Source organism: Erythrobacter sp. R86502 (assembly GCF_042466465.1).
Lineage (GTDB): Bacteria > Pseudomonadota > Alphaproteobacteria > Sphingomonadales > Sphingomonadaceae > Erythrobacter.
This window is the reverse complement of the sequence record NZ_JAXHCJ010000001.1, coordinates 1535356-1560628: the sequence shown is the minus strand read 5'-3', so window position 1 is coordinate 1560628 and position 25273 is coordinate 1535356. Positions and strand designations below refer to the sequence as shown.

Genomic DNA, 25273 nt, shown 5'->3' with positions numbered 1-25273 from the left:
TGCAGTGACCAAGCCCACCGCCCCGCTATCGACGCTTACGGCAGTCGAATTGCCGATGGCCGATATCCTCGGGCTGTCGCGCAATCCGGCATTTGATCCCACGCGGCTGCGCGGGGATGAGCACGCCGAACTTGCACGTGCCAGCCGAAACCGGGTCCTTGCCAATGTGCTGGTGGCCGTGTTCGTGGGGGTTGTGTTCGTGCCATTGATTGGCGCGCCGCCCGTGTTGGTGTGGGCGGCCATTCTGGCCGTAATGCTTTACAAGACACGGCAAACGGATCTTCTACTGGTTGACCCGTCCTACCGTGCTGGTCCTGCCGCGATCGAGCGGACGCAGAACATCAACGCCATTGCGGCAGCTGCGTGTTGGGTTGCGGCGTTGCTGGCGTTCCCTTGGCTCGCGGACGGTGCCCAGGCGATCACGATGCTGCTGATCGTGCTGGTGATGATGATGTCGTCAACCTTCGTGTTTTCGACATCGCCGCTCAGCGTTATCATTTATATTGCGATCCTTGGCGTAGGCACGGTTCTGTCGCTGGCGCTGGAGTCACAGTGGCTGGCGGTTTGCGGTGCGATCCTGTTTACGATTGCGGGGATCGTGGCGACGATCCAAGTGCGTTCGACTTTTGTGAAAGCGCGCATGGCCGAAGCGGCAGTGATCGAACGCGACGCCGTGGTTTCCCTGTTGCTGCGAGAATTCGAGGAAAACGAGGCCGACTGGCTGTGGGAAGTCGATCCCGCCCGACGCCTTCGTTCCGTCTCACCGCGTTTCGCCTTTGCCTTGGGACGATTGCAGTCCGACATCGAAGGCAAACCGCTGTTGGAGATGATTTCAGGCGTCAACTGGGACAACGGACAATTCCCCGCAAGCCTACACGATCTGGCCGAGCGGTTGAAAAATCGCGAAAACTTTTCAAACATGATCGTGCAGGTTCAGATCCTGGGCGAAGAACGCTGGTGGGAACTGTCCGGCACGCCCATGCGCGACGAACAGGGACGTTTCCTCGGTTTCCGCGGGGTCGGGTCCGATGTGACCGAACAACGCAAGTCTTCTGAAAAGATCGCCTATCTGGCCAGGTACGACACCCTGACCCAGCTACCAAACCGGCTTCACCTTACCGAATCCCTCGGCGACGCGCTGCGATACGCCGTGCAATGGCGCACCCGCTGTGCGCTGCTGATGGTCGATCTTGACCGGTTCAAGGCCGTGAATGATTCGCTGGGGCACATGACGGGTGACAAGCTGCTTAGTCAGGTATCGGCACGGTTGCAGTCGCTGATGGGTGACAGTCAGATGTGCGGGCGGCTGGGCGGCGATGAGTTTGCCATCGTTATCCGCGATGCGAGCACGCCGGGCTGTGTCCGCGAATTGTCGCAGAAGGTGATCGAGCGGCTGTCAGAGCCCTATCAGGTGGATCACCATACCTTGTATGTGGGCGCCAGCGTCGGTTCGGCCGAAGGGCCCCGTGATGGCAACAGCGTCGAAGAATTAATGCGCAACGCCGATCTTGCGTTGTACCGTGCGAAGGATCTGGGCGGCGGGGAGCATTTCCGGTTTGAACCAGAACTCCACGCCCTTGCCGAAGAACGGCGCCAGCTTGAAGTTTCTTTGCGCAAGGCGTTGGGCCGCGATGAGATGGTGCTGCATTATCAGCCGGTCGTTGATGCCCGAAGCGAAAGCGTGGTGGGCTTCGAAGCGCTGGTGCGATGGAACAGCGCCGATCACGGTTTTGTCAGTCCCGGCAAATTCATTCCGCTGGCGGAAGATACACGCCTGATTGTGCCGATTGGGCAATGGGTGATGCGCGAGGCCTGCCACGAGGCGCTCAACTGGCCGAACCACATCAAGGTGAACGTCAATGTCTCGCCCGAACAACTGCTTGAGCCGGCCTTTATCGAAGAGGTGAAGCAAGCGCTTGCCATGACCGGGTTGAAGCCTGACCGGCTGGAAATCGAAGTCACCGAAAGCATCTTTCTCAGGGACGCGAGTGTGGCCCGCAACGCGCTGGAACAGGTGATGGCGCTGGGATGTTCAGTGGCGCTTGATGACTTTGGTACGGGCTATTCGTCGCTCGGATATTTGCGCAAGCTGCGCTTCTCAACGATCAAGGTCGATCGCACATTTGTGCAAGGCGCGGCGCAGGGAAGCGCCGAAAGCCTTGCCATCATCAATGCGGTTGTCGCGATGGCCAAAAGTCTCAAGATGTCTACTACGGCCGAAGGGGTGGAAACCATCGAGGAAGCCGATCTGATCCGCAACCTGGGATGCGACAAGATTCAGGGCTTCTATTTCGGGCGCCCGATGACAGCCGAAGACGCGCGCAGCATTTTCAACCGGCCAGCGGAACGCCGCGCCTGATCGTATCTGTCAGGCGTCAGCGAAGCTTGTCAGGATATTCTCGAACAACCGGCGGCCATCGGTCCCGCCCATCGATGCAACCGCCGCAGGTTCGATGGCACGTTCAGGATGCGGCATCATGCCCAGCACCCGGCCGTTGTCGCTAAGAACTCCGGCGATATCGCGGGCGGAACCGTTGCAGTTTTCAACATAGCGGAACGCGATGCGACCATCGCCTTCGAGACGATCCAGCGTTGCTGCATCCGCATGGTAATTGCCATCATGATGCGCGACCGGGATGCGGATCGTCTCGCCTGCGGAGAAGCCTAATGTGAACGGCGAGGCGTCGTTCTCGACAGTGAGGCCCACGGTTCGGCACACGAAACGCTGTCCGGCATTGCGAAGCAGCGCACCGGGAAGAAGCCGCGCTTCGGTAAGTACCTGAAACCCGTTGCATATGCCCAGCACCGGCACGCCGCGTTCTGCCGCGGCGATGACGGCGCGCATGATCGGGCTGGTCGCCGCCATCGCGCCCGACCGCAGGTAATCGCCATAGGAAAATCCGCCCGGGAGCGCGATCAGATCAAGCCGTTCGGGAAGCGCCGCATCGCCATGCCATACGCGCAGTGCCGATTGGCCTGACACCGTCTCCAAAGCAGTAGCCATGTCCCGGTCGCAATTGGAGCCGGGGAAGGTGATAACCGCCGCCCGGAACGCCATCACCCTGTTGCCCCTGTGTCGATCGTGAAGCTTTCGATCACCGTATTGGCGAGAAGCTTTTCGCACATCGCCTGAATGGTTTGGTGGTCGGTGCCATCAGCGACGTCCAGTTCGATCAGGCGGCCAATGCGCACATCTTGCACGCCGTCAAAACCGAGGCCTTCGAGCGCGTGGTGGACGGCCCGCCCCTGCGGATCGAGCACGCCGGGTTTCAATCGGACGAGGACGCGCACTTGCATGTCTGTTGCTCCATATTCGCTGGGCCTGTCACACGGCCGGTTTCGACGCTCCTATAACGCCGCACGGCGGGCACGCAATCACAGTGATTGGCAAACTGGTGTGCTCCACATTGGCGGGCGTTGTCATAAACCGGTAATCAATTGCCATCGATTGTAACTTTGTTGCAACAACTGTCGAAAGATCGCCACCCAACTGCCCTTTTGCTGAAACATTGCACCGCGCCCCCATCGCGCGAATCGGACAAAACTGTCACGGGCCGCGGCGAACACACGCATGGTCCGTTCAAACCTAGGGGTTGTCCGATGTCTCACCGAATCCGCGCATTTCGTTCTGTCTGGGTGGCCTCCACCGCTGTCGCTGCCGCTGCCATTGTTGGCATCGCCGCCCCTGCCGCTGCGCAGGATGGCGAAGTTGCCGAGGCCAGTGAAGGCCAGCTTGCCACCATCATCGTCACCGCCAACCGGCGCGAAGAAAACCTTCAGGACGTCCCGGTTTCCGCCGATATCCTCGATCAGGAGCGTATCGGTGCGATCTTTAGCGGCTCAGGCGACATTACTGCGCTTGCCGGAACCGCGCCTGGCCTCAACGTCGAAAGTTCCAACGGCCGTGTCGCGCCGCGCTTTTACATTCGCGGTCTGGGCAACACCGATTTCGATCTGGCAGCGTCGCAGCCCGTTTCCGTCCTGCTCGACAATGTCGTGTTGGAAAATGTGACGCTCAAAAGCTTTCCGATCTTCGATGTCGAGCGGGTCGAGGTTCTGCGCGGGCCGCAGGGCACGTTGTTCGGGCGCAATACCCCGGCAGGCATCGTCAAAATCGATTCGATCAAGCCTAGCCATGATACGAGCGTCAGCGCGGGCCTGTCCTATGGCAGCTTCGATACGGTGTCGCTCAACGGCGCGTTCGGCGGTTCGATAGTAGAGGATGTGGTGGCGTTTCGTGTATCGGGACAGCTTCAACGCCGCAGCGACTGGATCGACAATGGCTTTACCGGTGAAGACGATGCGCTAGGCGGCTTTACCGATATTGCGGTGCGCGGCCAGCTGCTCTTCAATCCGAGCGACCGGGCAAGCGTTCTGGCTGCGGTCAATTACCGCGATCTGGATGGGTCTTCCACTATCTTCCGCGCCAACATTCTGGGCCCCGGTAATAACGATCTGAACGCAAATTATGATCGCGATACCGTGTTCTATGATGCAGGTGGCGGCAACGTTGCGGAATACGAGCAATTCGGCGCGACGCTGACGGCAGCTTACGAATTCGACGGCGCAACGCTGACTTCGATCACAAGCCATTGGACAAGCAAGGGTTCAAGCCGCGGCGATGTTGACGGCGGTTTTGTTATTCGCGACGCCCAAGGCGATATCGTGCGCACGGGTCCGGGCTTCATTCCGTTTGAATCCGACACGCAGGATTCGCTCGACCTTGAACAGACCACGCAGGAGGTGCGCCTTGCGTCCAACGGTTCGGGGCCATTGAGTTGGCAGCTTGGCGGTTTCTATTTTGAAAGCGATTTCGATGTTACCACGGTAGGCTTCAGCTTCCCGCCACCGGTAACCGTAAATCACACCAACGAAGCCTGGGCGCTGTTCGGACAATTAAGCTATCAGTTGACCGATACGCTGCGCGCGACAGGCGGTATTCGCTACACCGATGACCAGAAGGATTTCTTTGTGCGTTCGGGTGCCGCACCGCAGCCGCGCAGCGTTCAGGACGATCAGTTCGACTGGGATGTCAGCCTGTTTGCTGACGTTTCCCCTGATGTCAGCGTGTATGCGAAGGTCGCCAACTCGTTCCGCGGGCCGACCATTCAGGGTCGCGATGTCGCATTCTTCAATCCGCCATCCGTCGCACAGTCCGAAAATATCACGTCGTATGAGTTGGGCTACAAGACCGAACTGGCCGATCGTCGAGTCCGCTTGAATGGTGCGATCTATTACTACACCGTCGAAGATCCGCAGTTCACCGCGGTCGGCGGTGCGGGCAATCTGGTTCAGCTCATCAACGCCAACAAGGGCGAAGGTTATGGCTTCGAATTCGATGGCGCGTTTCAGGTCACGCCCAACCTGCTGCTGACACTTGGTGTGGCGTACAACAGCACGGAAATTCAGGATTCCGCGCTTGAAGTTGGCACCTGCGCGCAGTGCACTGTAACTGATCCCACCCGCACGATTGCCGGCCCGTTCGGCCCGATCACCTTTGCTGCGATCGATGGCAACCCGTTCCCCAATGCGCCGGAATGGAGCGCGGACTTCACTGCCCGCTATGCCATTCCGGTGGGAAGTGCGGGTGAATTCTTCGCTTTCACCGACTGGGTCTTCCTCGGCGAAACGAACTTCCTGTTGTACGAAAGCCGCGAGTTCAACGCGAAGAGCAGGATCGAAGGCGGTCTGAAGGTTGGCTATTCGGGGAACAACGGACAGTGGGAACTAGCCGCTTTTGCGCGCAACATTACCAATGAAGACAATGTTCAGGGCGTGATCGACTTCAACAACAACACCGCGTTCGTCAATGATCCCCGCATCATCGGCATCATGTTCGGCGTAAAATATTGAGGCACACGATGGCCGCACTTTGACGTGCGGTCATTTTGTACAAGGCGTTTGGACGCGAAGAGGCCGGCAGGGAGCAAACCTGCCGGCTTTTTTTAGCTCATTCCGGTTTGGGCGCGGGAATTACGGTAAATTCAACCGCACCTTTGGGTTTAAGATATGTCAGCGCCGTGCGGTGAATATCCTCTGGTGTGATCGACGCCATGATCGCTCCCGAGGCGCGGAACCGTTCAAGCCGCTCAGGCTCGCTCTGCGCTCTGGCAGCCAGCGCCAGCCACCCGTTCAAATCTTTCAGGACGTTGTTGTATTCTTCAAGGTAGGGTTTGCGCGCCCGCTCTATCACGTCGCCATCAAGTGGTGCAGCGCGAAGATCTTCGATCATTGCGTTCACGGCCTGCCGGGTTGGCTCGACCTGATCGGCGGCGATTGATGCCCCGATGATGAAATTCCCATAATCGGGATAATAGTGGCTGGGCTGCGACCCGGCAGACGGGGAGTAGGCCTGACCCAATTGTTCGCGCAGCCGGTCGGTCAGTTCGATCCGCACGATCCGCGACAGAAGATCCAACCGCAAATGCTCGGTCAGATCGCGGTCGTCGGTTGTGGGCCAATACCAACGTACCAGCGCCTGATCGGCCTCGCCCTTGTGGTAGAGAGTATGCTGAAGGCGTTCAGCGGTGAAGGTACGCTTTCGATTTTCGATGCGCGGATTGAAATCCGCTTCGCGGATGGGCAGCGCGCCGAGCGTTGCTGCGACTGCTGCGACGGCTGCGTCTTCATCGAAGTCACCCACCAGAGCCAGTTCAATCGCGCCTGATGTCAGCCGCCCTTCGATTACGCTGCGCAATTGGGCAAAATCCAGCGCGAAAAAGGCATCGCGCGGTTGCAGGCTGAAACGCGGATCATTGTCCGACAGGATCGCCCCGCTGGCAGATGACAACGCGCGGCTAGGGGTTGAATTCAGGGTGTTGAAGAAGTTGTCGATGTTCTTGTAGAACCGCTCAACCCCCTCCGGACGATAGCCCGGATCGGTGAGCAAGGCTGCGAGCACTTGCAACTGCAACCGCAAATCGCGCGGCGTGGTGATCGACGATGTGGTGAAGGCATCGGTGTCGCTGTTCAGACTGAAGGCGACGCTGCGCCCGGCCAGAATGCTGGTGAGTTCATCCTGACTGTGCTTGCCCAGTCCCCCTGCAGCCAACGAATTTGTAAGGTAGGTTCCCAGCGGAGCATCAGCAGTATTCATCAAATCGCCGCCATCCACGGCCAGCGCAAAACCCACCCGGTCCTTGCGGACATCGGTCTTGCCTAGGGTCAGGCGCACACCATTGGCAAAGCGGATCAGCCTGAGGCCCAACCTGTCCTCAAGCACGTCGGACACAATTAGGCCCGGGGCACCGAAATCGCTGTAACCAAAGGCGATCGGTCCGGTATCGGCCGGTGCGGCGATGGGTAGGGCCATGCCAGCGGCAAAAGCATTGCGCAGTGCCGCTTGGCCGCCATTGGGCGCGGTGCGGCCTTCAAAACGGATGAGCGGATCGTCCAGCGGCGCAGCATCCGCCTTTACGGCAACTAGCAGTGCCTGCGGCGTGATATCGCTCGCCCATTCCTCAAAAGCGGTTAGCTGCCATTCCGGTGTGACAGGAACCCGATCGTCACTCACCAGCGAAAGGGCCATTCCTGCGAACACGGCATTGCTGCGGGTTTCGGTCGCATTGACCGCATTTTCCAACGCGGTGCGCAGATTGGCGATCTGTTCATCTGCTTCGGCCTGCGTGAAGCCATAGGTCAGCGCCTGATGAAGCTCGCGTGTGGCGGCTGGCACACCCTTTTCCCAATCGCCATCCGCAGTGCCGATCTGAAGGCTGGTGATCCGCGCGTCCTTGAAAATATCTCCCGAACTGAAATTGGCGCTGCGGAAAGGTGCGTCTGGGCCCCGGGCAAGCCGCGCAAGGCGTCGATTTATGATGGCATAGCCCAAACCGCGCAAGGTCGCGGCGCGCCGGTTAGCGATTGTATCGGGCTCATCGCGCCAAGGACCAAAACGGGTGATGGTGACGGTTTCAGCCAGTGCAGGATCAATATAAACGTCCGTCAGGTCTTTTGCCGAAACATCGATTGGCCCGGTTTCGGGCTCGATCGGAGCAGGGCGGGGCGCCCAGTCGGCGAAACGCTTGCGGATTGCAGCTTCAACGACATCTACCGGAAAATCGCCCACCACCACCAGGACCGTGTTTGCAGGTGTGTAGGTACGGTCGTAGAGCGCGCGGATTTCGTCAGCTGAAGCGCTTTGGAGAACCGGGACCGTTCCGATGGGGATGCGTCGGCCATACCGAGCGTCCGGAGCCAGAAAGGCTACATTGTCTTCGAAATTGCGCTGCTGAAACCCAGCCCGGTCACGCCGTTCTGCAAGCACGACCCCGCGTTCCCGGTCCACTGCATCCGACGCAATCGTAAGTTCGCTGGCGGTTTCGCGCATCAGCATCAAAGCCGTGCCCAACAGCGCTTCGTCGTTGCGCGGAAGGTTCAGTAGGTAAGTAATGGCTTCGAACCCGGTGGACGCGTTGGTATCCGCCCCGAAGGCGAGACCTTCGCGCTCGAGCAATTTGATCATCTCGCCTTCGGGGATGCCCTTTGATCCGTTGAAAGCCATGTGTTCAAGAAAATGCGAAAGACCGCGCTCGCTGTCGGTCTCTTCCAGAGCCCCTGAACCTATTCGCATCCGCACCAATGCTGTGCCCGCTGGCGTTGCGTTACGGCGGATGATGTAGCGCATGCCGTTTTCAAGCCGGCCGAAGGTGAAGCCTTCGTCAACCGGAACATCGCTGTCTTCAAACGCCCAAACTGGTGCTGGGTTCGTATCGGAGGTTTCAGCGGACGGCGCATCCTGCGCCGCGAGCGCTGTCGTGAAGGCAAGCGGCGACAGCGCCAGCATGAAACTGGCGAACAGGGAACGATTCCGCATGGATATCAGATGTCTCTCGGATCATGGATGACTGAAGCGAGAGTAACGGCGCAGACTGAGCTGTCAGCTTATTTCTTCATCGGCGGCGGCCCGCGCAGGCGCGAACGTGCGTGCGACAGGTCAAAAACCTCACCCGGGCCATTGTCTTCGGCATTCAACAGGCCAAGCCGGCGTGCTACCTCACGGTAGGCTTCTTCCTCACCGCCCAGATCCCTGCGGAAGCGATCCTTATCGAGCTTTTCGCCAGTGGCCATGTCCCAAAGCCGGCAACCATCAGGGCTGATCTCATCGGCCAGAATAACCCGGCTGTAATCGCCATCATAAAGCCGGCCGAATTCCAGCTTGAAGTCGACGAGTCGGATATCGATCGCGGCAAACATGCCGCACAGGAAATCGTTGATCCGAATCGCCATCGAGGAAATGTCGTGCATTTCTTCGTTGGTGGCCCAATTGAAGCAGGCAATGTGCTCCTCGGCGACCAACGGATCGCCCAGTGCATCATCCTTGTAGTAATATTCAATCAGCGTGTGTGGCAGAGGCTCGCCTTCCTCAATTCCAAGGCGCTTGCTGATAGATCCGGCGGCGACGTTGCGCAGCACCACTTCCAGCGGAATGATCTCGACCTGCCGAATCAGCTGTTCGCGCATGTTCAAGCGGCGGATGAAGTGCGTCGGGATGCCGATATGGGCGAGGCGGGTGAAAACATGCTCGCTGATGCGATTGTTGATCACGCCCTTGCCGTTGATGGTGCCTTTTTTCTCAGCATTGAAAGCGGTCGCATCATCCTTGAAGTATTGGATGAGCGTACCCGGTTCCGGACCCTCATACAGGATCTTGGCCTTGCCTTCATAAATCTTGGTGCGGCGGGACATTAGGTCGGCACTCCCAGCTCGCCTTCCGGCGTTTTCAGCGAATGGTGCCCGGGGGCGGATTTGAACCACCGACACGCGGATTTTCAATCCGCTGCTCTACCCCTGAGCTACCCGGGCATTCGCTGCGAGCGACGGGATCAAGCCATGTGGCCGCCCCGGCGAGCAAATGAGAGCGGCCCTATGGCGAAGCCAAGGAGGGTTGGCAAGGGCCTTTTGCGACTACCACGCAAGATTATTGCAACTGGATCAATCCTGCTCTCGCCAGTCGTCGGATGCGAGCGTCTCAGGGTCAGCTGGCGGCCCGGGCACGGCGTAGGTATCGGAAAACCAGCGTGCCAGATCGCGATCCTTGCAGCGCTGAGAGCAAAAGGGGTGAAAATCCGGATGGCGCGTCTTGCGACAGATGGGACAGGGCTTTGAAGCGGAATGGGTCATGCCGACAGAAGCTGGGCACTGCCGCTCTCAATGGCAAGAGCGGTGTCGATGTCGATACGCACTTCGCGGCCTGTGCGCCGGGTCAGCGTCTCGATCCAGTCTGCCTGCAAATGAGGCCTGACCGCCGGATGCACGGTAATCTGCATCATTCGGCCTATACCGCCGTCCGCTGCCAATTCGGCTTTTCGCAGCGTCATCCGCGCTGCAGCGCCAAGCCTTGTGGTCGCAAAGCGGTGCAACAGTGATGGGCCTTCCAGCCGCGCGACAAGCTGGACGAAACCGAATCCGTTCATCGCGGTGCGCTCATGCGTCCATCCTGCCAGCGCCGAATCGAGCGCTTCGTCGATCGCGCGGCGGTCTGCCTTGGCGGCGATCGTGGGAAAATCGATGCCTATGTTTCCGGCAATATCAAACCACATCAACGAACGGGTGATTGCCGGTATCGCTGCCAGAGCGACGTCGCGTGGGGTGCCGATCCCGTCGATATCAATCAGTGTCATTGCAGGCGTGACGCTGACCAGCACCTCGCCGCCAGAAAACGCCAGACTGGCCTCGGACGCGGATTGCCACACGTCCTCCCATAATCCGGATGCGAATCGGCGAACCACGCGCCCTTTGGGCACCGGCGAAGTTGCGGCAGCGCTGTCGACAAGCGCTATTCGCGCCTGCGCCCGTTTCACGCGTCCGCGTTCGGCCAAGGGGGCGCGGGTTACGACAAGATCGAGCGCCTGCCCCTCGGTGACGGTAGGGGGAAGGTGATCCACCAGCGCTTCCGTGCCATCAACAAGCAAGGCTACACCGCGCCTGGTCCCTTTGAGTTTGGCCGTCAGTCTGCCTGTGACCCGCAGTCCGGCATGCAGCTCGCCGGGCCAGAAAACCTTGGCCGCAAAGACCCGTTCACCGCTGACCAGCAAGGCACGAGTTTCGCCTATGCCCTCCTCGATCAACCATTCGGGCGCAGGACATTCAGCCAATGGCGAACCCTGCCGCCTTCAACAATGCGCGGGTTTCATGAAGTGGCAAGCCCATCACGCCCGAATGGCTCCCCCTGATCCATTCGATTAGTCCTTCGGCCGCGCCTTGGATCGCGTAACCGCCGGCCTTGCCTTGCCATTCGCCGCTCGCAAGATAGGCGGCGATTTCCTCAGCCGAAAGGCGTTTGAAATGCACGACGGTTTCTGACAATCGTTCGCGCATCGTGCCATCGGGTGCGCGCACCACGACGCTGGAAAGAACCTGATGGCGCCGCCCGCTCATCAAAGCCAGACAAGCGCGTGCTTCGGCCATGGTTTCGGTCTTGGGAAGAATGCGCCGACCCACCGCCACCACTGTGTCACCTGCGAGTACGTATCCTGGCGTCTGCACCGCGTTCGCCTTTTCGCGGCCCATGCGCATGGCATAGGCGCGGGGGAGTTCACCCTTCAACGGGGTTTCGTCGATGTCGGCAGGAGTCACCTCATCCGGGGTCAAGCCCAGACGCGACAACAGTTCACGCCGCCGCGGCGACGCCGATGCTAGTGTCAGATAGTGCGCGCCCATGGGGGCAGCGGGCAATTACTGAGGGCCGGGGCCGCCGCGACCCGGCATGAAGCGATAGGTGATGCGCGCCTTGGTCAGATCGTAGGGCGTCAATTCGCACAGCACTTCGTCACCAACCAGCACGCGGATGCGGTTCTTGCGCATTTTGCCCGCGGTGTGGCCCAGCACTTCATGGCCGTTTTCAAGCTCCACCCGGAACATCGCATTGGGCAACAACTCTACCACGCGCCCGCGCATTTCGAGGAGTTCTTCCTTGGCCATGTATTTCCTTTTGATCTGTTGCGGCGCACAATACGCCCGTCGATGTGGGGCTGCGCTTTAGCGATGCGGGAACCAAAAGGGAAGGCTCGTGCGTTAGGCGCTTAATATGCGGGCATTTGCAGGCCCGGTTCAGGGTGAAAGGTGCAGCAAAACCCTGCCGAACTGCAAAGCCACCTGTCGCCAGAAAGCAAGGGCTAGCTGCCGCTCTGCCATCCGATTTTTAACCAAAGGGACTCCATGAACCTCTCCCCGCTTTCCCGCGCTGATCTTCGCGCTGGCACATGCGCGCTGGCCCTGTCGCTGGCCCTGTCGTCGGCCATGCCGTTATCAGCCGAAGCCGGTTCAGCTGCGCAGGCACAGCCCCAACCCGTCGCAGAACCCGATCAGGAGGAGCCTGATAGCGCGACCGACACGGGCACGATCGGCAATGAGATCGTGGTTCGGTCAGGTCGAATCCGCGGGCAATTGTTCGTCGACCAAGCCCCGCTGCTCGAACTTGATGAAACCGCGATCGCTGCGGAAGGCGTAACCTCCATTACCGACCTTATCGCGCAGATCAGTGCACGAACGGGGTCGGCCAGAGGGCGCGGCGAGGGCGGGCGTCCTGTCATTCTGGTCAATGGTATCCGCATCGGTTCGTTCCGCGAGTTTGCCAATTACCCGCCCGAATCCCTCGCACGCGTCGAAGTGTTTCCGGAAGAAACCGCACAACGCTTTGGCTTTCCACCCGACCGGCGTGTCATCAACCTGATCCTGAAGGACAATTACTCCAACCGTCAGGTCGATTTTGAATATGAACTGCCCACACGGGGCGGATATTCGCGCAACGAGCAGCAATTCGGCCTTCTGAAGATCGCCGATGGTGGGCGGATCAATGCCAATATCCAGGTTGAAGACACCACCCTGCTGACCGAAGATGAACGTGATATCAACCAGACCGATGGGTCGGTGTCCGATGTCGCAGGCGATCCGAACCCGGCACGGTTCCGCAGCTTGCTGGCCGACACGTTTGGCCTTGAAGCCAACCTTTCATGGGCCAAGGCGATTATCGATAGCGGGACATCTTTGAGCGCAAACCTCAATTATGACCGCAGGGAAAGCCGAAGTCTGGATGGCCTGAACACCGTGGTGTTGCGCGCCGATGAAGATGATGACGGCGTCGTGCGCACCTTTGGCGGCGACACGCCGCTTGCGCGCCGTTCGTCGACCGATACGATTTCGACCGCAGGTTCGATCACCAAGCCGGTCAATGCCTTCCGGTTCACCAGTACCTTCGATGGTTCACTTTCGGAAACCGAAACAGCGATCGACCAGCGCCTTACCAGTGATGAACTGGCCGTGTTCGAAAACGCCGCACTTGCCGGAACGCTTGCGGTGACGGGGCCGCTGCCGACCGACACTTCAAACGGGTTCGATTTGGCCCGCAGCAGATCGATCAATGGTTCTTCGCTCACTACGCTCGAAGGCCCGCTGGGTAATCTGCCTGCAGGCGAGGTGCTGGCCACTTTTGATATTGGGTTGGATTGGCAGCGAATCGAAAGCTCGGACACCCGATCCGATACCGGAGCGACGCTGACCCGGCGTCAACTGTCGACAGGCGCCAATGTGGTCGTGCCGCTGACAAGCCGCCGCGAAGAATTCGCCGACGCGCTTGGCACGTTCACACTGAACCTGCAGGCTGGCGTAGCAGACCTAAGCGACTTTGGCGTGCTGGGTGATTGGAACGCTGGCGTCACATGGCAGCCTGTTGATGGTCTGGACCTGTCGGCCACCTACATCTGGCGCGAAGTGGCACCGGGATTGACCGCTCTTGGCAATCCTCAGATTTTCAATCTGAACGTGCCCGTGTTTGATTTCGTTCGGGGTGAGACAGTGTTGGCGACCGTTCAGACGGGCGGCAATCCCGATCTGCCTGCGGAAACCCAGCGCGACTGGAAATTCTCTGCCAATTGGGAACTGCCGTTCTGGGAAAACTCGCGCCTTACTGTCGACTATATCCGCAACCGTTCGGACAACGTTGTAAGTGGCTTTCCGCAGATCACACCCGATATCGAAGCTGCGTTTCCGGATCGCGTAATACGCGATGAGGATGGCCGCCTGATTGCCGTGGACCGACGTCAGGTCAGCTTTGCCGAAACGCGGGCGGATCGCGTTCAATTCACCTTTTCCACCAACGGCACATTTGGCGCGCCGGATGAGGGCGAGGGCCGCGGCGGCGGCGGCAGGTTCGGCGGTGGCGGCGCGGCGTCATCGCGTGCAGCCCAGGCGCCGCAGCCTGCGCCCCCGACCACCGGGCCAGCTCCGGCCATATCAGATGGTGCAAGTGAGCGTCCTCAGGGTGGGGGCAGATTAGCAGGCGGCGCGGCGCCCACGCCCGAACAGCGTGAACAATTTATGGCCTTCCGTACACGCCTGTGCGCCGACGATGGCCTCGCCTTCCTGGAAAAGCTTGTAGCCGCAATTGAAAGCGGAGCGGACATTTCAGCAGAATATCCGGGCATAGATCCGGCGCGGCTTGCGCCCATGATGGCGCGGCTGCGTGGCACTGATGGCACGATCGAACAAGCGCGTCTGGCCCAGTTCCGGACCCGGATTTGCAGCATCGATCCCGCGTTGATGGGCGCCGGTCCGATGGGCGGCGGTGCTTCTGGCCAAACCGTTCCTCCGCAATTGGCAGCGTTCCGCGAACGCGCCTGCGGCCCGGATGGTACGACAGCAATTGCGGAACTGGTCGCCAGGATCGAACGCGGTGAAGATGTTTCTGCCGAGATTCCGGGCGTTGATCCAGCCTTCATCAAGATGGCGCTCGACCGGTCGAGGCTTCCCGATGGAACGATCCCGCCCGAAGCGCTGGCGCAGTTCCAGCAACGGTTCTGCGCTGCCGCGCCGCCTTCGGGAACGGCTCTGGCGGCAGGGGGCGGTGCACCGTCCGGTGGGCCTGCATTCAATCCCCTGGCAGGTGGACGCAACTTCCAGGGCTGGCGGTATTTCTTCAACCTTACGCACACCATCGAACTCGCCAACGAGATCCTCATAGCCCCGGGCCTCGCGCCGCTCGATCAGCTTGATGGACAGGCTACCAGCGCCTTTGGCCAGCCACGCCATTCCAGCCGTCTGGAAGCGGGTCTGTTTGGCAAGGGCATGGGCTTGCGGCTATCCGGCGTTTATACAGGGACAACCCGGCTTGACGGCGCAGTAGGCGGTAGCGACCTGTTCTTCGATGATATTGCGACCTTCAATCTTCGTATCTTTGCCAACATGGGCGAAATCACGGGCAAGAACGAAGGCTTGCTGAAGGACTTCCGTGTCAGCCTTATCGCCGACAACGTCTTTGACGCGCAGCGTCGGGTGCGCGACGGCACGGGGGGGACTCCCATCAACTATCAGCCGTTCGTCATCGATCCGCTGGGTTTGTACGTTGGGATCGACCTTAGGAAGCTGTTCTGATCGTACACGTGTCTGCGCATTCGAGCGGGCACGTTCATAAGGTAAAAAAACTACGGCTGCCGTGTTTCACCCTTGGCGTGCGCGGCAGCCAGAGCTTCTGCACAAGCAAAGCCGCTCGCCCATGCCCATTGGAAATTGTAACCGCCCAGCCAACCAGTCACGTCTACCGCCTCACCAATTGCGTAGAGGCCGGGAACCTTGTTCGCCTCCATCGTGCGGCTCGACAATTCGGCTGTCGCAATCCCGCCAGCGGTGACTTCAGCCTTTGCCAGCCCTTCGGTGCCGTTCGGGGCAAAACGCCAGTCAGCCAGCCGTGCCTGTGCATCTCGCAGGTCCTTGTCCCCGATATTTCCCAGTTCGCGATCAAGCCCGATCCGATCTGCCAGCGCATCGGCCAACCGTGCGGGCAGGGCTTCGCGCAACAAGGTCCGCATATGTGTGCGGGGGCGATCGCGCTTGGCGGCCAACAACCAATCGGTTGCCGCATCGGGTAGGAAGGTAACGCCAACCTCTTCGCCGTGGCGCCAGTAGGATGAAATCTGCAGGATCGCAGGGCCCGAAAGCCCTCTATGCGTAAATAAGGCCGCTTCGGCAAATGCAGCCGTGTTCTTGCCCGAACCTGCGCGTGCCAGCACCGGTGCGGCCACGCCCGATAGCTCGCGGAACAGGGCATCTTCCCCGCCAAGCGTCAAAGGGACAAGGGCGGGGCGGGGCTCTACCACTTTCAGCCCGAACTGGCGTGCCAACCCATAAGCGAAATCGCTCGCCCCCATCTTGGGGATCGACGGCCCTCCTGTAGCAATAACAAGCGCAGGTGCGCGCCACACCCGGCCATCAGTGACGGACACGGTGAACATGCCATCACCGGCCCGCACAACGCCAATCACATTCGCATCACACGACAGCGTCACCCGATCTTTGGGACATTCTTCGATCAGCATTGCGACGATCTGTTTAGCCGAACCATCGCAAAACAGCTGTCCCAGCGTTTTTTCATGCCACGCTATGCCATACTGATCCACCAGTGCGATGAAGTCCGCCGGGGTATACCGGGCAAGCGCACTTTTGGCGAAGTGAGGGTTGGCGGACAGGTAATTGCCCGGTCCTGCGCCCAGGTTCGTGAAGTTGCAGCGCCCGCCGCCCGAAATCAGGATCTTTTTTCCCGGCGCATCGGCTTTTTCCAGCACAGCCACGCGGAGACCGCGCTGTCCTGCCTGTCCTGCGCAAAACAGTCCGGCAGCGCCTGCGCCGAGGATGATGACGTCGTGCGTTTCCATGACGGTGCGGATAGGCGCGCTTGCAGCAATTGCCAATCGCCCCCCTCAGTCCCTATCTGAGCGCCATGGCCAAAACACCCGCAGGCACCCCCCACGATCCACGCGGCGCAGAACGTTTCAACGAAGAACGCGCTGCCTATACCGTGTCGAGCGCCAAGCCCGATCTTGAGGGCGGCGTGGCGGCGATCCGTGATGTAGTGAAGGTCTTGAAGCCCTCGCCCGGTGTTTATCGCATGCTCGATACCCGGGGAGAGGTTTTGTATGTCGGGAAAGCCCGGAGTCTGAAGGCGCGCGTGGCAAACTATACGCAGATCGCCGGCCTATCCGGACGGTTGCAGCGGATGGTCAGCCAAACCCGCAGCATGGAGATCATCACCACCAATTCCGAAGCTGAGGCGCTGCTTCTGGAAGCACAACTGATCAAGCGGTTTCGCCCGCCGTTCAATGTGCTTTTGCGCGACGACAAAAGCTTTCCGTTCATACTCCTGCGTGCCGATCACCGGTTTCCGCGCATCCAGAAACATCGAGGCGCACGCAGGGCGAAGGGCAATTACTACGGCCCCTTCGCCAGCGCGGGCAGCGTCAACACCACGCTCAACGCGCTGCAGAAGCTGTTTCTGTTGCGGTCATGCACTGACAGTTTCTTCAACAACCGCGACCGGCCGTGTTTGCTCTATCAGATCAAGCGGTGCTCGGCGCCGTGCGTCGGTCGGATCGACGAGGCGGGGTATGATGCGCTGGTGCGGCAGGCCAAGGATTTCCTTTCGGGCAAATCCGGGGCCGTTCAGGCCGATCTCGAGCGTCAGATGGCCGAAGCTGCGCAGAACTTGCAGTTCGAAACAGCAGCGATGCTGCGCGACCGGTTGCGGGCAGCGACATTCATTCAGGGATCGCAGGCCATCAATGCGGTTGGCCTGGGGGATGCGGATGTTTTTGCGCTTGCCGCCAAGAATGGCCAGATGAGCGTCCAATCCTTCTTCATTCGCGGCGGACAAAATTGGGGCCACCGCGCCCTGTTTCCGCGCCACACCAATGATGTGGAAGAAGCGCAGGTGCTGGCCGATGTGATGCTGCAATTTTACGAAGAAGTGCCGCCGCCGCCCACCATTCTGGTCGATCGCGATTTGCCCGAATGTGCGTTGATCGAAGCGGCTCTTACCGAGCTGGCCGGCCGCAAGGTTCGCATATCCGTACCCGAACGCGGCGATCGTCGTAAACTGATGGCGCAGGCGCAGCGCAATGCGGTCGAGGCGCTTGAACGGCGTTTGGCAGAAACCGGCACCAAGGCACGCCTTAACCGCGAGCTGGCCGAATTTCTGGAGCTCGACACAGCGCCCCAACGGATTGAGGTTTACGATAACAGCCATATTCAGGGCACCAAGGCCGTCGGTGCGATGGTGGTGGCCGGGCCGGACGGCTTCGAGAAGGGCCAATACCGGAAGTTCAATATCCGCGAAGCGCAGACCAATGATGATTTTGCGATGATGCGCGAAGTAATGGCGCGGCGTTTCCGTAACTTTGCCGATGGGGAAGGCAATCCTGATGCCAAATCCGGGGGTCACGAAACCATCCTGCCTGACCTGTTGCTGATTGACGGCGGCAAGGGACAGTTATCGAGCGTCATGCGCGTGCTCAACGATATCGGCATAGCTGACGAGGTCGCAGTGGTCGGTGTTGCCAAGGGACCGCATCACGGCAGAGACGGGCGCGAAGTGTTTCACTTTCCCGATGGGCGCGAAAAGATGCTGCCGGTAAATTCGCCGCTGTTATTCCATTTGCAAAACTTGCGCGACGAAGTGCACCGCTATGTCATCGGCGCGCACCGTGCCAAACGTTCCAAGGCGATCACCGCGTCGCCGCTTGATGAAATCCCGGGCATTGGCCCAGCGCGCAAACGCGCTTTGCTGCTGCATTTCGGAACTGCCAGCAAGGTCCGCGCCGCGGCACTGGAAGACCTGCAACGCGCGCCAGGCGTCAGCGCGACTGTGGCGCGCAAGGTGTATGATTTCTACCACGCTGGCGGCTAGGGCGCTTTATCACGCAGGCTGTCTGCAAGGGTTGGGAGGGCGAAAGAGGGACAGGCGTGATCAGCCTGCCCCTCCTGCAAAGAATTACTGTCCGTCAAGCGCCTTGCTGACCAGAACGTTTACCGAAACGCGGCGGTTCTGCGCACGCCCGGCAGCCGTGGCGTTATCAGCGGCCGGATCAGATGTCGCCATGCCAGTCGGGGTCAGCATCCGGTAGGGCTTCCACTTACAGACCTGCTGAAGGTGATTGACAACCGCAGAGGCGCGCTTTTCGCTGAGGGTCTGGTTGACCTCCTGCGAGCCGGTGGAATCGGTGTAACCCAGAACCAGCATCAGAGAGTTTTCGTCTGCGCCCGCAGTTTGCGCCGCTGTGCAAAGTTCGGACTTGGCACGGGGCGAAAGCACTGACTTACCTGTGTCGAAATAGACGTTGGTGGTGCTCTTGAGGTTGTACTTGTCGATGTCGCCAAGACGGCCGCGCAGTGCTTCGGTGGCTGCGGCGTTCTGTTGGATTGCAGCGCCCTGTTCGCCAAATTGCTGTTGGGTTCCGCCGCGGATCATCGCTGCGATCTGTCGATCGTCGCTGGTAAAGCGCACCTCGCTTGCGACAAGGCCTTCGCCGTACTGCGACGTTTTCACAACGACCGGAAGCCCGTTGATAAGCGCGTTTTGATCAAAGGCCTTGTTCCCGATGCCGAGAAACCCGCCGCGGCTGCGGATTTCGGTTTCGGGGTGCAGCGTGATCATGGTGGTGGAGCCATCGTCCGCGGTGATTTGCAGACGCGAGCCCTTGCGGGCCGAAATGATGCCCGTCACTTTCGGACCTTCGGCCATCTCGGCCAATGGCGGAAGCGAGCCGTAAACTGTCGTCAGAACCTCGTTCTGATTGGGTGCGGGCGACTGGGTTTGAGCAGAAAGGCCCGACGCCGATGCGGCACCGAGTAAAGCGATCAGCGCGAACTTACGCGCAGTGGAAAAGGTCTTCGTCACAGTGGCAGGCTCCAGAAATGGGGGCCGCGATCCCTCGGTCGGCCCTGATTGATGCTGTGTGCGGAGCGTGGTTGTTCATCGGCGCCTTGCTCGCAGATGAACGCCGAACCCCCGGATGCCACAGGAATGGGCAACCGGGGTATGGGATGCGACGAATTGAGGCAAAAACGTGGCCCCGTGTGCGGATCAACGTTCGGCTTGTGCCAATATCCAGCGATCAATCTTGGCTTCAAGCACGGTCAAAGGAAGGCCGCCGGTGTTGAGAATCTGCTCGTGGAAGGCCTTGATGTCGAATTTGGGGCCCAGAGACTTTTCGGCCCGCTGGCGAAGTTCCTGAATCTTGAGCGCCCCGACCTTGTAGGCAAGAGCCTGCCCTGGGATGGCAATGTAGCGATCGACTTCGGCGACGACTTCGGTGCGAGTCATGCCCGAATTGTTCATCATGAAATCGATCGCCTGGTCGCGCGTCCAGCCCTTCGCATGAATACCGGTATCAACCACAAGCCGCATGGCGCGAAGCTGTTCATCCTGAAGCGTGCCGTACCGGTTCCACGGGTCCTGGTAAAAGCCCATCTCGTAGCCCAAAGTTTCGGCGTACAGTGCCCACCCTTCAACAAATGCGGTCGTACCGCCATACCGCATGAATGCGGGCAGCGCTTCGTTTTCTTGCGCAAGGCTGATCTGGAAGTGATGCCCCGGGGCGCCTTCATGCAGGTAAAGCGTCACGTTCCCCGGTGTCAGACGACTCGGCAGGTCATAGGCGTTGAAATAGAATACGCCGGGCCGCGCGCCGTCGGCTGAACCTGACTGATACGATCCTCCCGCTTCGAATTCTTCGGTCGACGTATCGTAGGGGCGAATTTCCAACGGCGATTTGGGGATCAACGAGAAATATTCCCAGATCTTTTGGTCGACCTGCTTTCCGATGTCATAATAGGCCTGGGTAAGCCCCTCACGCGTCTTGGGCTGGAACTGCGGATCGGTACGAACATAGTCGAAGAATTCGGTCAGCGTCCCGTCGAACCGGACTTCCTGCTTCAACGCTTCAAGATCGGCCTTGATTCGCGCCACTTCGGAGAGTCCCAGCTGGTGGATCGTTTCCGGGGCCAGCGGCAAGGTGGTCGATTCCTCCACCAATCGCGCATACAACTTGTCGCCGCCTTTCATCTGGGACAGGCCGATGCTTGTGCGGGCAATCGGAAGGTACTCGTCGCGAAGGAAATCGCGCAAGGCCGTGTTCGCGGTGTAGATTTCGCGCGTCTTGGCTTCATAGGCGGCAAGAAGCCGTGTGCGGTCCTCAGCGGAAATGGTTTCAGGGAAGTCCTTGGTCGGCGCCATGAATTGCGATTCTGCAACGGGCATTTTTAGCTGCGTGTCGAGTTGTGTAACCATGATCCCCACCGTTAGGCTGGTCTCCAGCACGCCGGTGTCCATGCCTTCGCGAAACTTGTCGATCGCCCGTTCGACAAAGGCGATATAATCGTCGTGCCGCGACAGATTGTCTTCGTAGTTGGCGAGCGTCTTGAACGGCGCAACGCCGGTGCCGCTGGCGAATTGCGGGTAATACGTGTGCAATCCGAAGAAGTGGTTGAGCGGGCGGACCTCGGTCAGCGCGCGCATTTCGTCGGTATATCCTTCGGCCGCGCGTTCCTGTGTGTACCTGAACACATCATAAGCCAGCGCATCGGTGGCATCGAGCTTGCTGCGGTCGACCTGTGCCAGCAGCGCAAGGTTCAGTTTGATGTCCGTGCGACTTGCAAGAAAACTTGAATCGGTAAGGAAGTCGCCAAGCCTGTCGGCGTCTTCCTCCTCTCCACGAAACAACCGGTTCAAGGGGTTCAGAGCAAGCTCGCGTTCGTCAGCGTCAGCAAACAGGGCAAACAGCTTGTCATGCTCTGACATCGTTGCCGCTGCGGCTTGTTCGATAGGTGCGGCTGCCGGTTGGGCGACAGCGGGGACGGCGGTGGTCAGCAGCGCGGTCGACGCGGCAAGGACAAGGCGCAAGGTCATGAAAATAGTCCCCGGAAAAGAGGTGGTAATGCTGCAGCGCGTTAGGCATGCGGCCATAAGGAGGCAACAAGACGGGCGACGAGCGTCGGAGACAGGTCGACGGGTGTCGTCACGCTGCGATATCAGTCGGCAGCGCGACGCGCTGCGCTGAATGCCGCGTCCGTTCGAAGTTGATCATGTTCCACCCAAGCCGAATGGGTTCCCGAACACAGCTTATGCGGCAGGGCAAGGCGGCAGATCGGGCCTTTCGTCACATCAGCAGCGTCCAGGATGGCGCATTGTGACGTGCCGGTATTTTCGTCGATAAGAAACGTTATGAGATACCCGTCATCTTCTGCAGTGGCGCCATGCCGCGGGATCATCGGGCTTTCGCTGGCATAAACGCCTTCGGGTAGGCGGTAGACCTGTTCCTGGCCCGTATCGGTATCATGCCGGACGTAACCGTTGAACAGGAACCATCCGGGCCGGGTTGTCGTGGACCAGACGTAGCGGCTCTTGCGCATCGCTTGGCGCGGATTGATCATGCCGAACTCGACGATGCGATCAGTGAGGCGATCTTCGCGGGTTTCGCCTGTCGTCAGGTTGAACCGCCAGCGATGAAGGCGCGATTGAAATGAATGTTCATCCACATAGGCCATCATGTGCGCATATCGGCCCATACCCTCCAGCGGATCAGGCATCGGTCGCGCCTGATGATAGCCTTCCACGATGACCTCGTCGCCCTCCTCCCACGCATTGGTCCAGTGCAAGACATAGGTCGGGGTAGCCTCAAACCAGCGTATGTCCGCCGCGCCGCCGCGCCGCGGGATCAGCGCGAAGCGGGTTGGCACGCCGTCATGGATCCGCGCGGCGTGAATGTTACGTTCGAGCAGGTCCTTGTCCCAGAACAACGGCATATCATTCAGGATCGACCAGTTCGGCGTAATTGCCATGTCATGAGGCAGGCGGGGGCCGGGCAGGGGGATGGGCGTGTAATGCACCAGTGTACCAGTACGATCGACGACGCCGTAATGCATGAAAGGCGGGTATTTGGAGTAGTTGAAAAACATCATCTCCCCCGTTGCCTCGTCGACCTTGGGGTGGGCCGATACGCCGTCTAACGGCACCCACGGCGCCTTGCCTCGACTGGCGAGCGTTACCGGATCGAGCATCCACGCCTCACCGCATTGGTAGAGCGTTGCATAGGCCGTTCCCGCATGAACGATGATGTCGGTGGAGCCTGTGTCCTTCAGCCCGCCATGGGCGCCGAACCCAGGGCGCTTTGATGTCCCCCAAGGGTCCATCAACCCGCCCCACAGCGATTGTCCGGCGATCTGTTCGGCCTCAAAGCAATGCGTTCGCACGAAGCGATTGCGATAACTGGCCTTGCCGCCGGAAATGTTGACCTGATGGATCATTGCATCGCCATCGAATGGGTGATGACGTCCTAAAGGTTGGTGTACCTGATTTTCGGTATTGCGAAGGTAAATGCCATCAATGTCGGCCGGGATTTCGCCTGCGATCACCGTCAGTTCTGCAACATCAAGCTCTTCATGCTGCGGGGTCCAAGGCCCAGTCAGATAGGGGTGATTGGACGGCTTCAGCGAAGTCTTTACTGCCGGATGTCGCATGATCTGCATGGCTCGTCTCCCTGAACGTCAGACTAGCGATGGGCGGGATGCTTGCAAGCTGGTATGCTGGCGCAGCTTTGGGGCTGAGTTTGATCCTGAACAAGGCAGGCGACCGTGTTAGCGTCGATACACCGCCGACTAGGAGGACCTTCTGCCATGAAATCCATCTTGCTTCATATCGATCACGACACCGGGATGAAGGCGCGCCTGCAAGTCGCACTGGATCTGGCGCGGGCTACCAACGGGCATATCACCTGCCTTCAGGCGGTCTGCTATGACGTGTTTGCACCCGGAGATGTCTACGGTTCTGCAATCGCGGCGGCGATGCCAGTCATAAAGGCGAATGCCGAGCAACAGCGCGCCGAAATCGAACGCGAACTGGAGCACGAAGGCGTGCCATTCGATTGGCGCTTTGTCTACGGCACCGCTTTGCATCAAATGCTCGAAGCATCGCCGCTGGCGGATATCGTTATTGTCGGTGCGGTCAGCGTCGAAAACCGGCCGTCATCGCTGGCCGGCGATTTGACGATAAAGACGTCAGCGCCGGTGTTGGTTGTGCCAGAGGGAAGCGCTGGGTTTGATGTCAGCGCACCTATGCTGGTGGCGTGGAACGGTTCGTCCGAGGCGTGTCACGCCTTGCGCAGCGCCGTGCCTGTTTTGGCATGCGCATGTACCGTAACGCTTGCCAGCGTGACGGAGACGAAAGAAACGGAACGGTTCGATTTTCCGGCAACCGAAGGTGCGAAATATCTGAGCCGCCACGGGATCGCTTGTGACATCGTGGAGATTCCCCGTGGTGCGGCGCGAATATCTGATACGCTGTTTTCCGCAGCGCAGATGCGCCAATGCGGGCTGATGGTGATGGGCGCCTATGGCCATTCACGTTTGTCAGAAATGGTCATGGGCGGAGTAACACGTGAAATGTTGCGCGAACCAATGATGCCGGTTCTGATGGCGCACTAATTTGCTTGGTCCGCAAGCGCCGAGCGGTGGATATAACGAGAGCTGCGCTGTCGCGTCGCATGCGGGACGATATATCCCCGCCGAAGCGGTGTAGCTCTTAAAGACGTTTGCGCATCATGCCTTCCTGCGCGACGCTGGCGACCAGTTCACCTGCGCGGTTGAAAATTCGGCCGCGATTGAACCCGCGCCCGCCGCCCGACCACGGCGCGTCGGTCGCGTATAGAAGCCATTCATCAGCGCGCGCATCGCGGTGGAACCACAGCGCGTGATCCAGGCTGGCACCCACCAGTTCGTTGCGCATCCAGCTCAACCCGTGCGGTAGCGCACTGGTGCCAAGAAGCGTGTAATCGCTGGCGTAGGTGATGATCGCCCTGTGCAGCTCGGGCGTGTCTTCGGCGCCCGTGATCGGTGCGCACACGCGAAACCAGGAATGCGCGCGCGGTTCGCGGGGTTCGCTGCTCATCCAGTGCAAACGATCGGTCGTTCGCATCTCGATCGGTCGAGGCCGCAGCATCAATCGACGCTGCGCCTCGTTCAAACGCTCGCCCCAGGCTTCTGCGATTTCACGTCGCTGGTCCATGTCGGACCGCAGATCTTCGGGTTGGGGCACATCGGGCATCGGCGAATCCGCATGCTCCAACCCTGCTTCGGGCAGTTGAAAGCTGGCGGTCAGGTTAAGGATCGGCACCGCGATGCCTTCCTCGTTTTCCTGCGCCGCCACGACGCGGCGGTTGGCAAAGCTGCGACCGTCAAAATCGCGGGCAATACGATATTCGATTGGTGCGCCTTCGCGGCCCCCACGCAGGAAATAGGCGTGCAGCGAATGGGCGCACTTGCCGTCTGTAACCGTACCTTGTGCCGCCTGAAGCGCCTGTGCGAGCACTTGCCCGCCAAAGACGCGACCGATCCCATCGACCTGTGGTGGTCCGGCAAATACATCGGAGGCACGTTTTTCGACCGTCAGCAAGCGGACAATGCCGGCAGTCAGTTGCTCATTGGAAGGTATGTCGGTCATCGCAAGATGCCA

The 25273-nt window shown here is 59.8% G+C and carries 18 protein-coding genes and 1 tRNA gene; 5 read left to right on the top strand and 14 right to left on the bottom strand.

The features are described 5' to 3' along the window. Positions 1-55 precede the first annotated feature (55 nt). Positions 56-2359: a putative bifunctional diguanylate cyclase/phosphodiesterase gene (locus tag SJY33_RS07540; RefSeq protein WP_379923547.1), complete on the top strand. Its 2304-nt coding sequence runs from the start codon at positions 56-58 to the stop codon at positions 2357-2359. Between the two features lie 9 nt (positions 2360-2368). On the opposite strand, the gene purQ is transcribed toward SJY33_RS07540, so the two are convergent. Together purQ and purS are read right to left on the bottom strand one after the other, a co-directional pair. Continuing rightward, on the bottom strand, positions 2369-3058 hold the full coding sequence (purQ, locus tag SJY33_RS07535) for a phosphoribosylformylglycinamidine synthase subunit PurQ (protein WP_379922082.1): 690 nt from the start codon (positions 3056-3058) through the stop codon (positions 2369-2371). Continuing rightward, a complete protein-coding gene (purS, locus tag SJY33_RS07530) occupies positions 3058-3297 on the bottom strand; it encodes a phosphoribosylformylglycinamidine synthase subunit PurS (protein ID WP_379922079.1) in 240 nt (79 codons plus the stop codon). The genes purQ and purS overlap by 1 nt, the downstream gene beginning before the upstream one ends. A gap of 303 nt (positions 3298-3600) precedes the next feature. On the opposite strand from purS, the gene SJY33_RS07525 reads away from it, so the two are divergent. Then, positions 3601-5853 carry a TonB-dependent receptor gene (locus tag SJY33_RS07525; RefSeq protein WP_379922077.1) on the top strand — a complete coding sequence of 751 codons (2253 nt, stop codon included), beginning with the start codon at positions 3601-3603 and terminating at the stop codon, positions 5851-5853. Positions 5854-5950: 97 nt separating this feature from the next. On the opposite strand, the gene SJY33_RS07520 is transcribed toward SJY33_RS07525, so the two are convergent. The 7 genes from SJY33_RS07520 to infA all read right to left on the bottom strand — a co-directional run bounded on the left by SJY33_RS07520 (position 5951) and on the right by infA (position 11922). Beyond that, complete coding sequence (locus tag SJY33_RS07520; protein WP_379922075.1) at positions 5951-8815, bottom strand: M16 family metallopeptidase; 2865 nt, start codon at positions 8813-8815, stop codon at positions 5951-5953. Positions 8816-8883: 68 nt separating this feature from the next. Beyond that, positions 8884-9687 carry a phosphoribosylaminoimidazolesuccinocarboxamide synthase gene (gene purC / locus SJY33_RS07515; RefSeq protein ID WP_379922072.1) on the bottom strand — a complete coding sequence of 268 codons (804 nt, stop codon included), beginning with the start codon at positions 9685-9687 and terminating at the stop codon, positions 8884-8886. A gap of 42 nt (positions 9688-9729) precedes the next feature. Then, positions 9730-9804 (bottom strand) — tRNA-Phe (locus tag SJY33_RS07510). A 129-nt stretch (positions 9805-9933) separates the two neighbouring features. Then, a complete protein-coding gene (locus SJY33_RS07505) occupies positions 9934-10122 on the bottom strand; it encodes a DNA gyrase inhibitor YacG (RefSeq protein ID WP_379922070.1) in 189 nt (62 codons plus the stop codon). Then, entirely contained in the window at positions 10119-11096 is a 978-nt protein-coding gene (locus SJY33_RS07500; protein WP_379922068.1) for a ribonuclease, read from the bottom strand. Before SJY33_RS07500 ends, SJY33_RS07505 begins: the two co-directional genes overlap by 4 nt. Next, positions 11089-11661, bottom strand: a complete 573-nt coding sequence (locus SJY33_RS07495) for a Maf family protein (protein ID WP_379923546.1) — start codon at positions 11659-11661, stop codon at positions 11089-11091. Before SJY33_RS07495 ends, SJY33_RS07500 begins: the two co-directional genes overlap by 8 nt. Positions 11662-11676: 15 nt before the next feature. Next, complete coding sequence (gene infA / locus SJY33_RS07490; protein WP_007163491.1) at positions 11677-11922, bottom strand: translation initiation factor IF-1; 246 nt, start codon at positions 11920-11922, stop codon at positions 11677-11679. A 237-nt stretch (positions 11923-12159) separates the two neighbouring features. Between infA and SJY33_RS07485 the strand changes: the two genes are divergently transcribed. Next, complete coding sequence (locus SJY33_RS07485; RefSeq protein WP_379922065.1) at positions 12160-15369, top strand: hypothetical protein; 3210 nt, start codon at positions 12160-12162, stop codon at positions 15367-15369. 50 nt (positions 15370-15419) lie between these two features. On the opposite strand, the gene SJY33_RS07480 is transcribed toward SJY33_RS07485, so the two are convergent. Continuing rightward, on the bottom strand, positions 15420-16646 hold the full coding sequence (locus SJY33_RS07480; RefSeq protein WP_379923545.1) for an NAD(P)/FAD-dependent oxidoreductase: 1227 nt from the start codon (positions 16644-16646) through the stop codon (positions 15420-15422). A 65-nt stretch (positions 16647-16711) separates the two neighbouring features. On the opposite strand from SJY33_RS07480, the gene uvrC reads away from it, so the two are divergent. Next, the gene (gene uvrC, locus SJY33_RS07475; RefSeq protein WP_379922063.1) at positions 16712-18673 is read left to right on the top strand and encodes an excinuclease ABC subunit UvrC; all 1962 of its coding nucleotides are present in this window, start codon (positions 16712-16714) and stop codon (positions 18671-18673) included. 84 nt (positions 18674-18757) lie between these two features. Here the strand turns inward: uvrC and SJY33_RS07470 are convergent, their stop codons facing one another. From SJY33_RS07470 to SJY33_RS07460, 3 genes are all read right to left on the bottom strand, one after another. Beyond that, positions 18758-19663, bottom strand: coding sequence for an OmpA family protein (locus tag SJY33_RS07470; RefSeq protein ID WP_379922061.1), 906 nt, complete (start codon positions 19661-19663; stop codon positions 18758-18760). Positions 19664-19849: 186 nt separating this feature from the next. Beyond that, complete coding sequence (locus SJY33_RS07465; RefSeq protein WP_379922059.1) at positions 19850-21673, bottom strand: DUF885 domain-containing protein; 1824 nt, start codon at positions 21671-21673, stop codon at positions 19850-19852. A gap of 122 nt (positions 21674-21795) precedes the next feature. Continuing rightward, a complete protein-coding gene (locus SJY33_RS07460; RefSeq protein WP_379922057.1) occupies positions 21796-23292 on the bottom strand; it encodes a carotenoid oxygenase family protein in 1497 nt (498 codons plus the stop codon). A gap of 147 nt (positions 23293-23439) precedes the next feature. Between SJY33_RS07460 and SJY33_RS07455 the strand changes: the two genes are divergently transcribed. Continuing rightward, on the top strand, positions 23440-24246 hold the full coding sequence (locus tag SJY33_RS07455) for a universal stress protein (RefSeq protein WP_379922055.1): 807 nt from the start codon (positions 23440-23442) through the stop codon (positions 24244-24246). 97 nt (positions 24247-24343) lie between these two features. Here SJY33_RS07455 and SJY33_RS07450 read toward each other — a convergent pair whose 3' ends face one another. Continuing rightward, positions 24344-25261: an acyl-CoA thioesterase gene (locus tag SJY33_RS07450; protein WP_379922053.1), complete on the bottom strand. Its 918-nt coding sequence runs from the start codon at positions 25259-25261 to the stop codon at positions 24344-24346. Positions 25262-25273 lie beyond the last annotated feature (12 nt).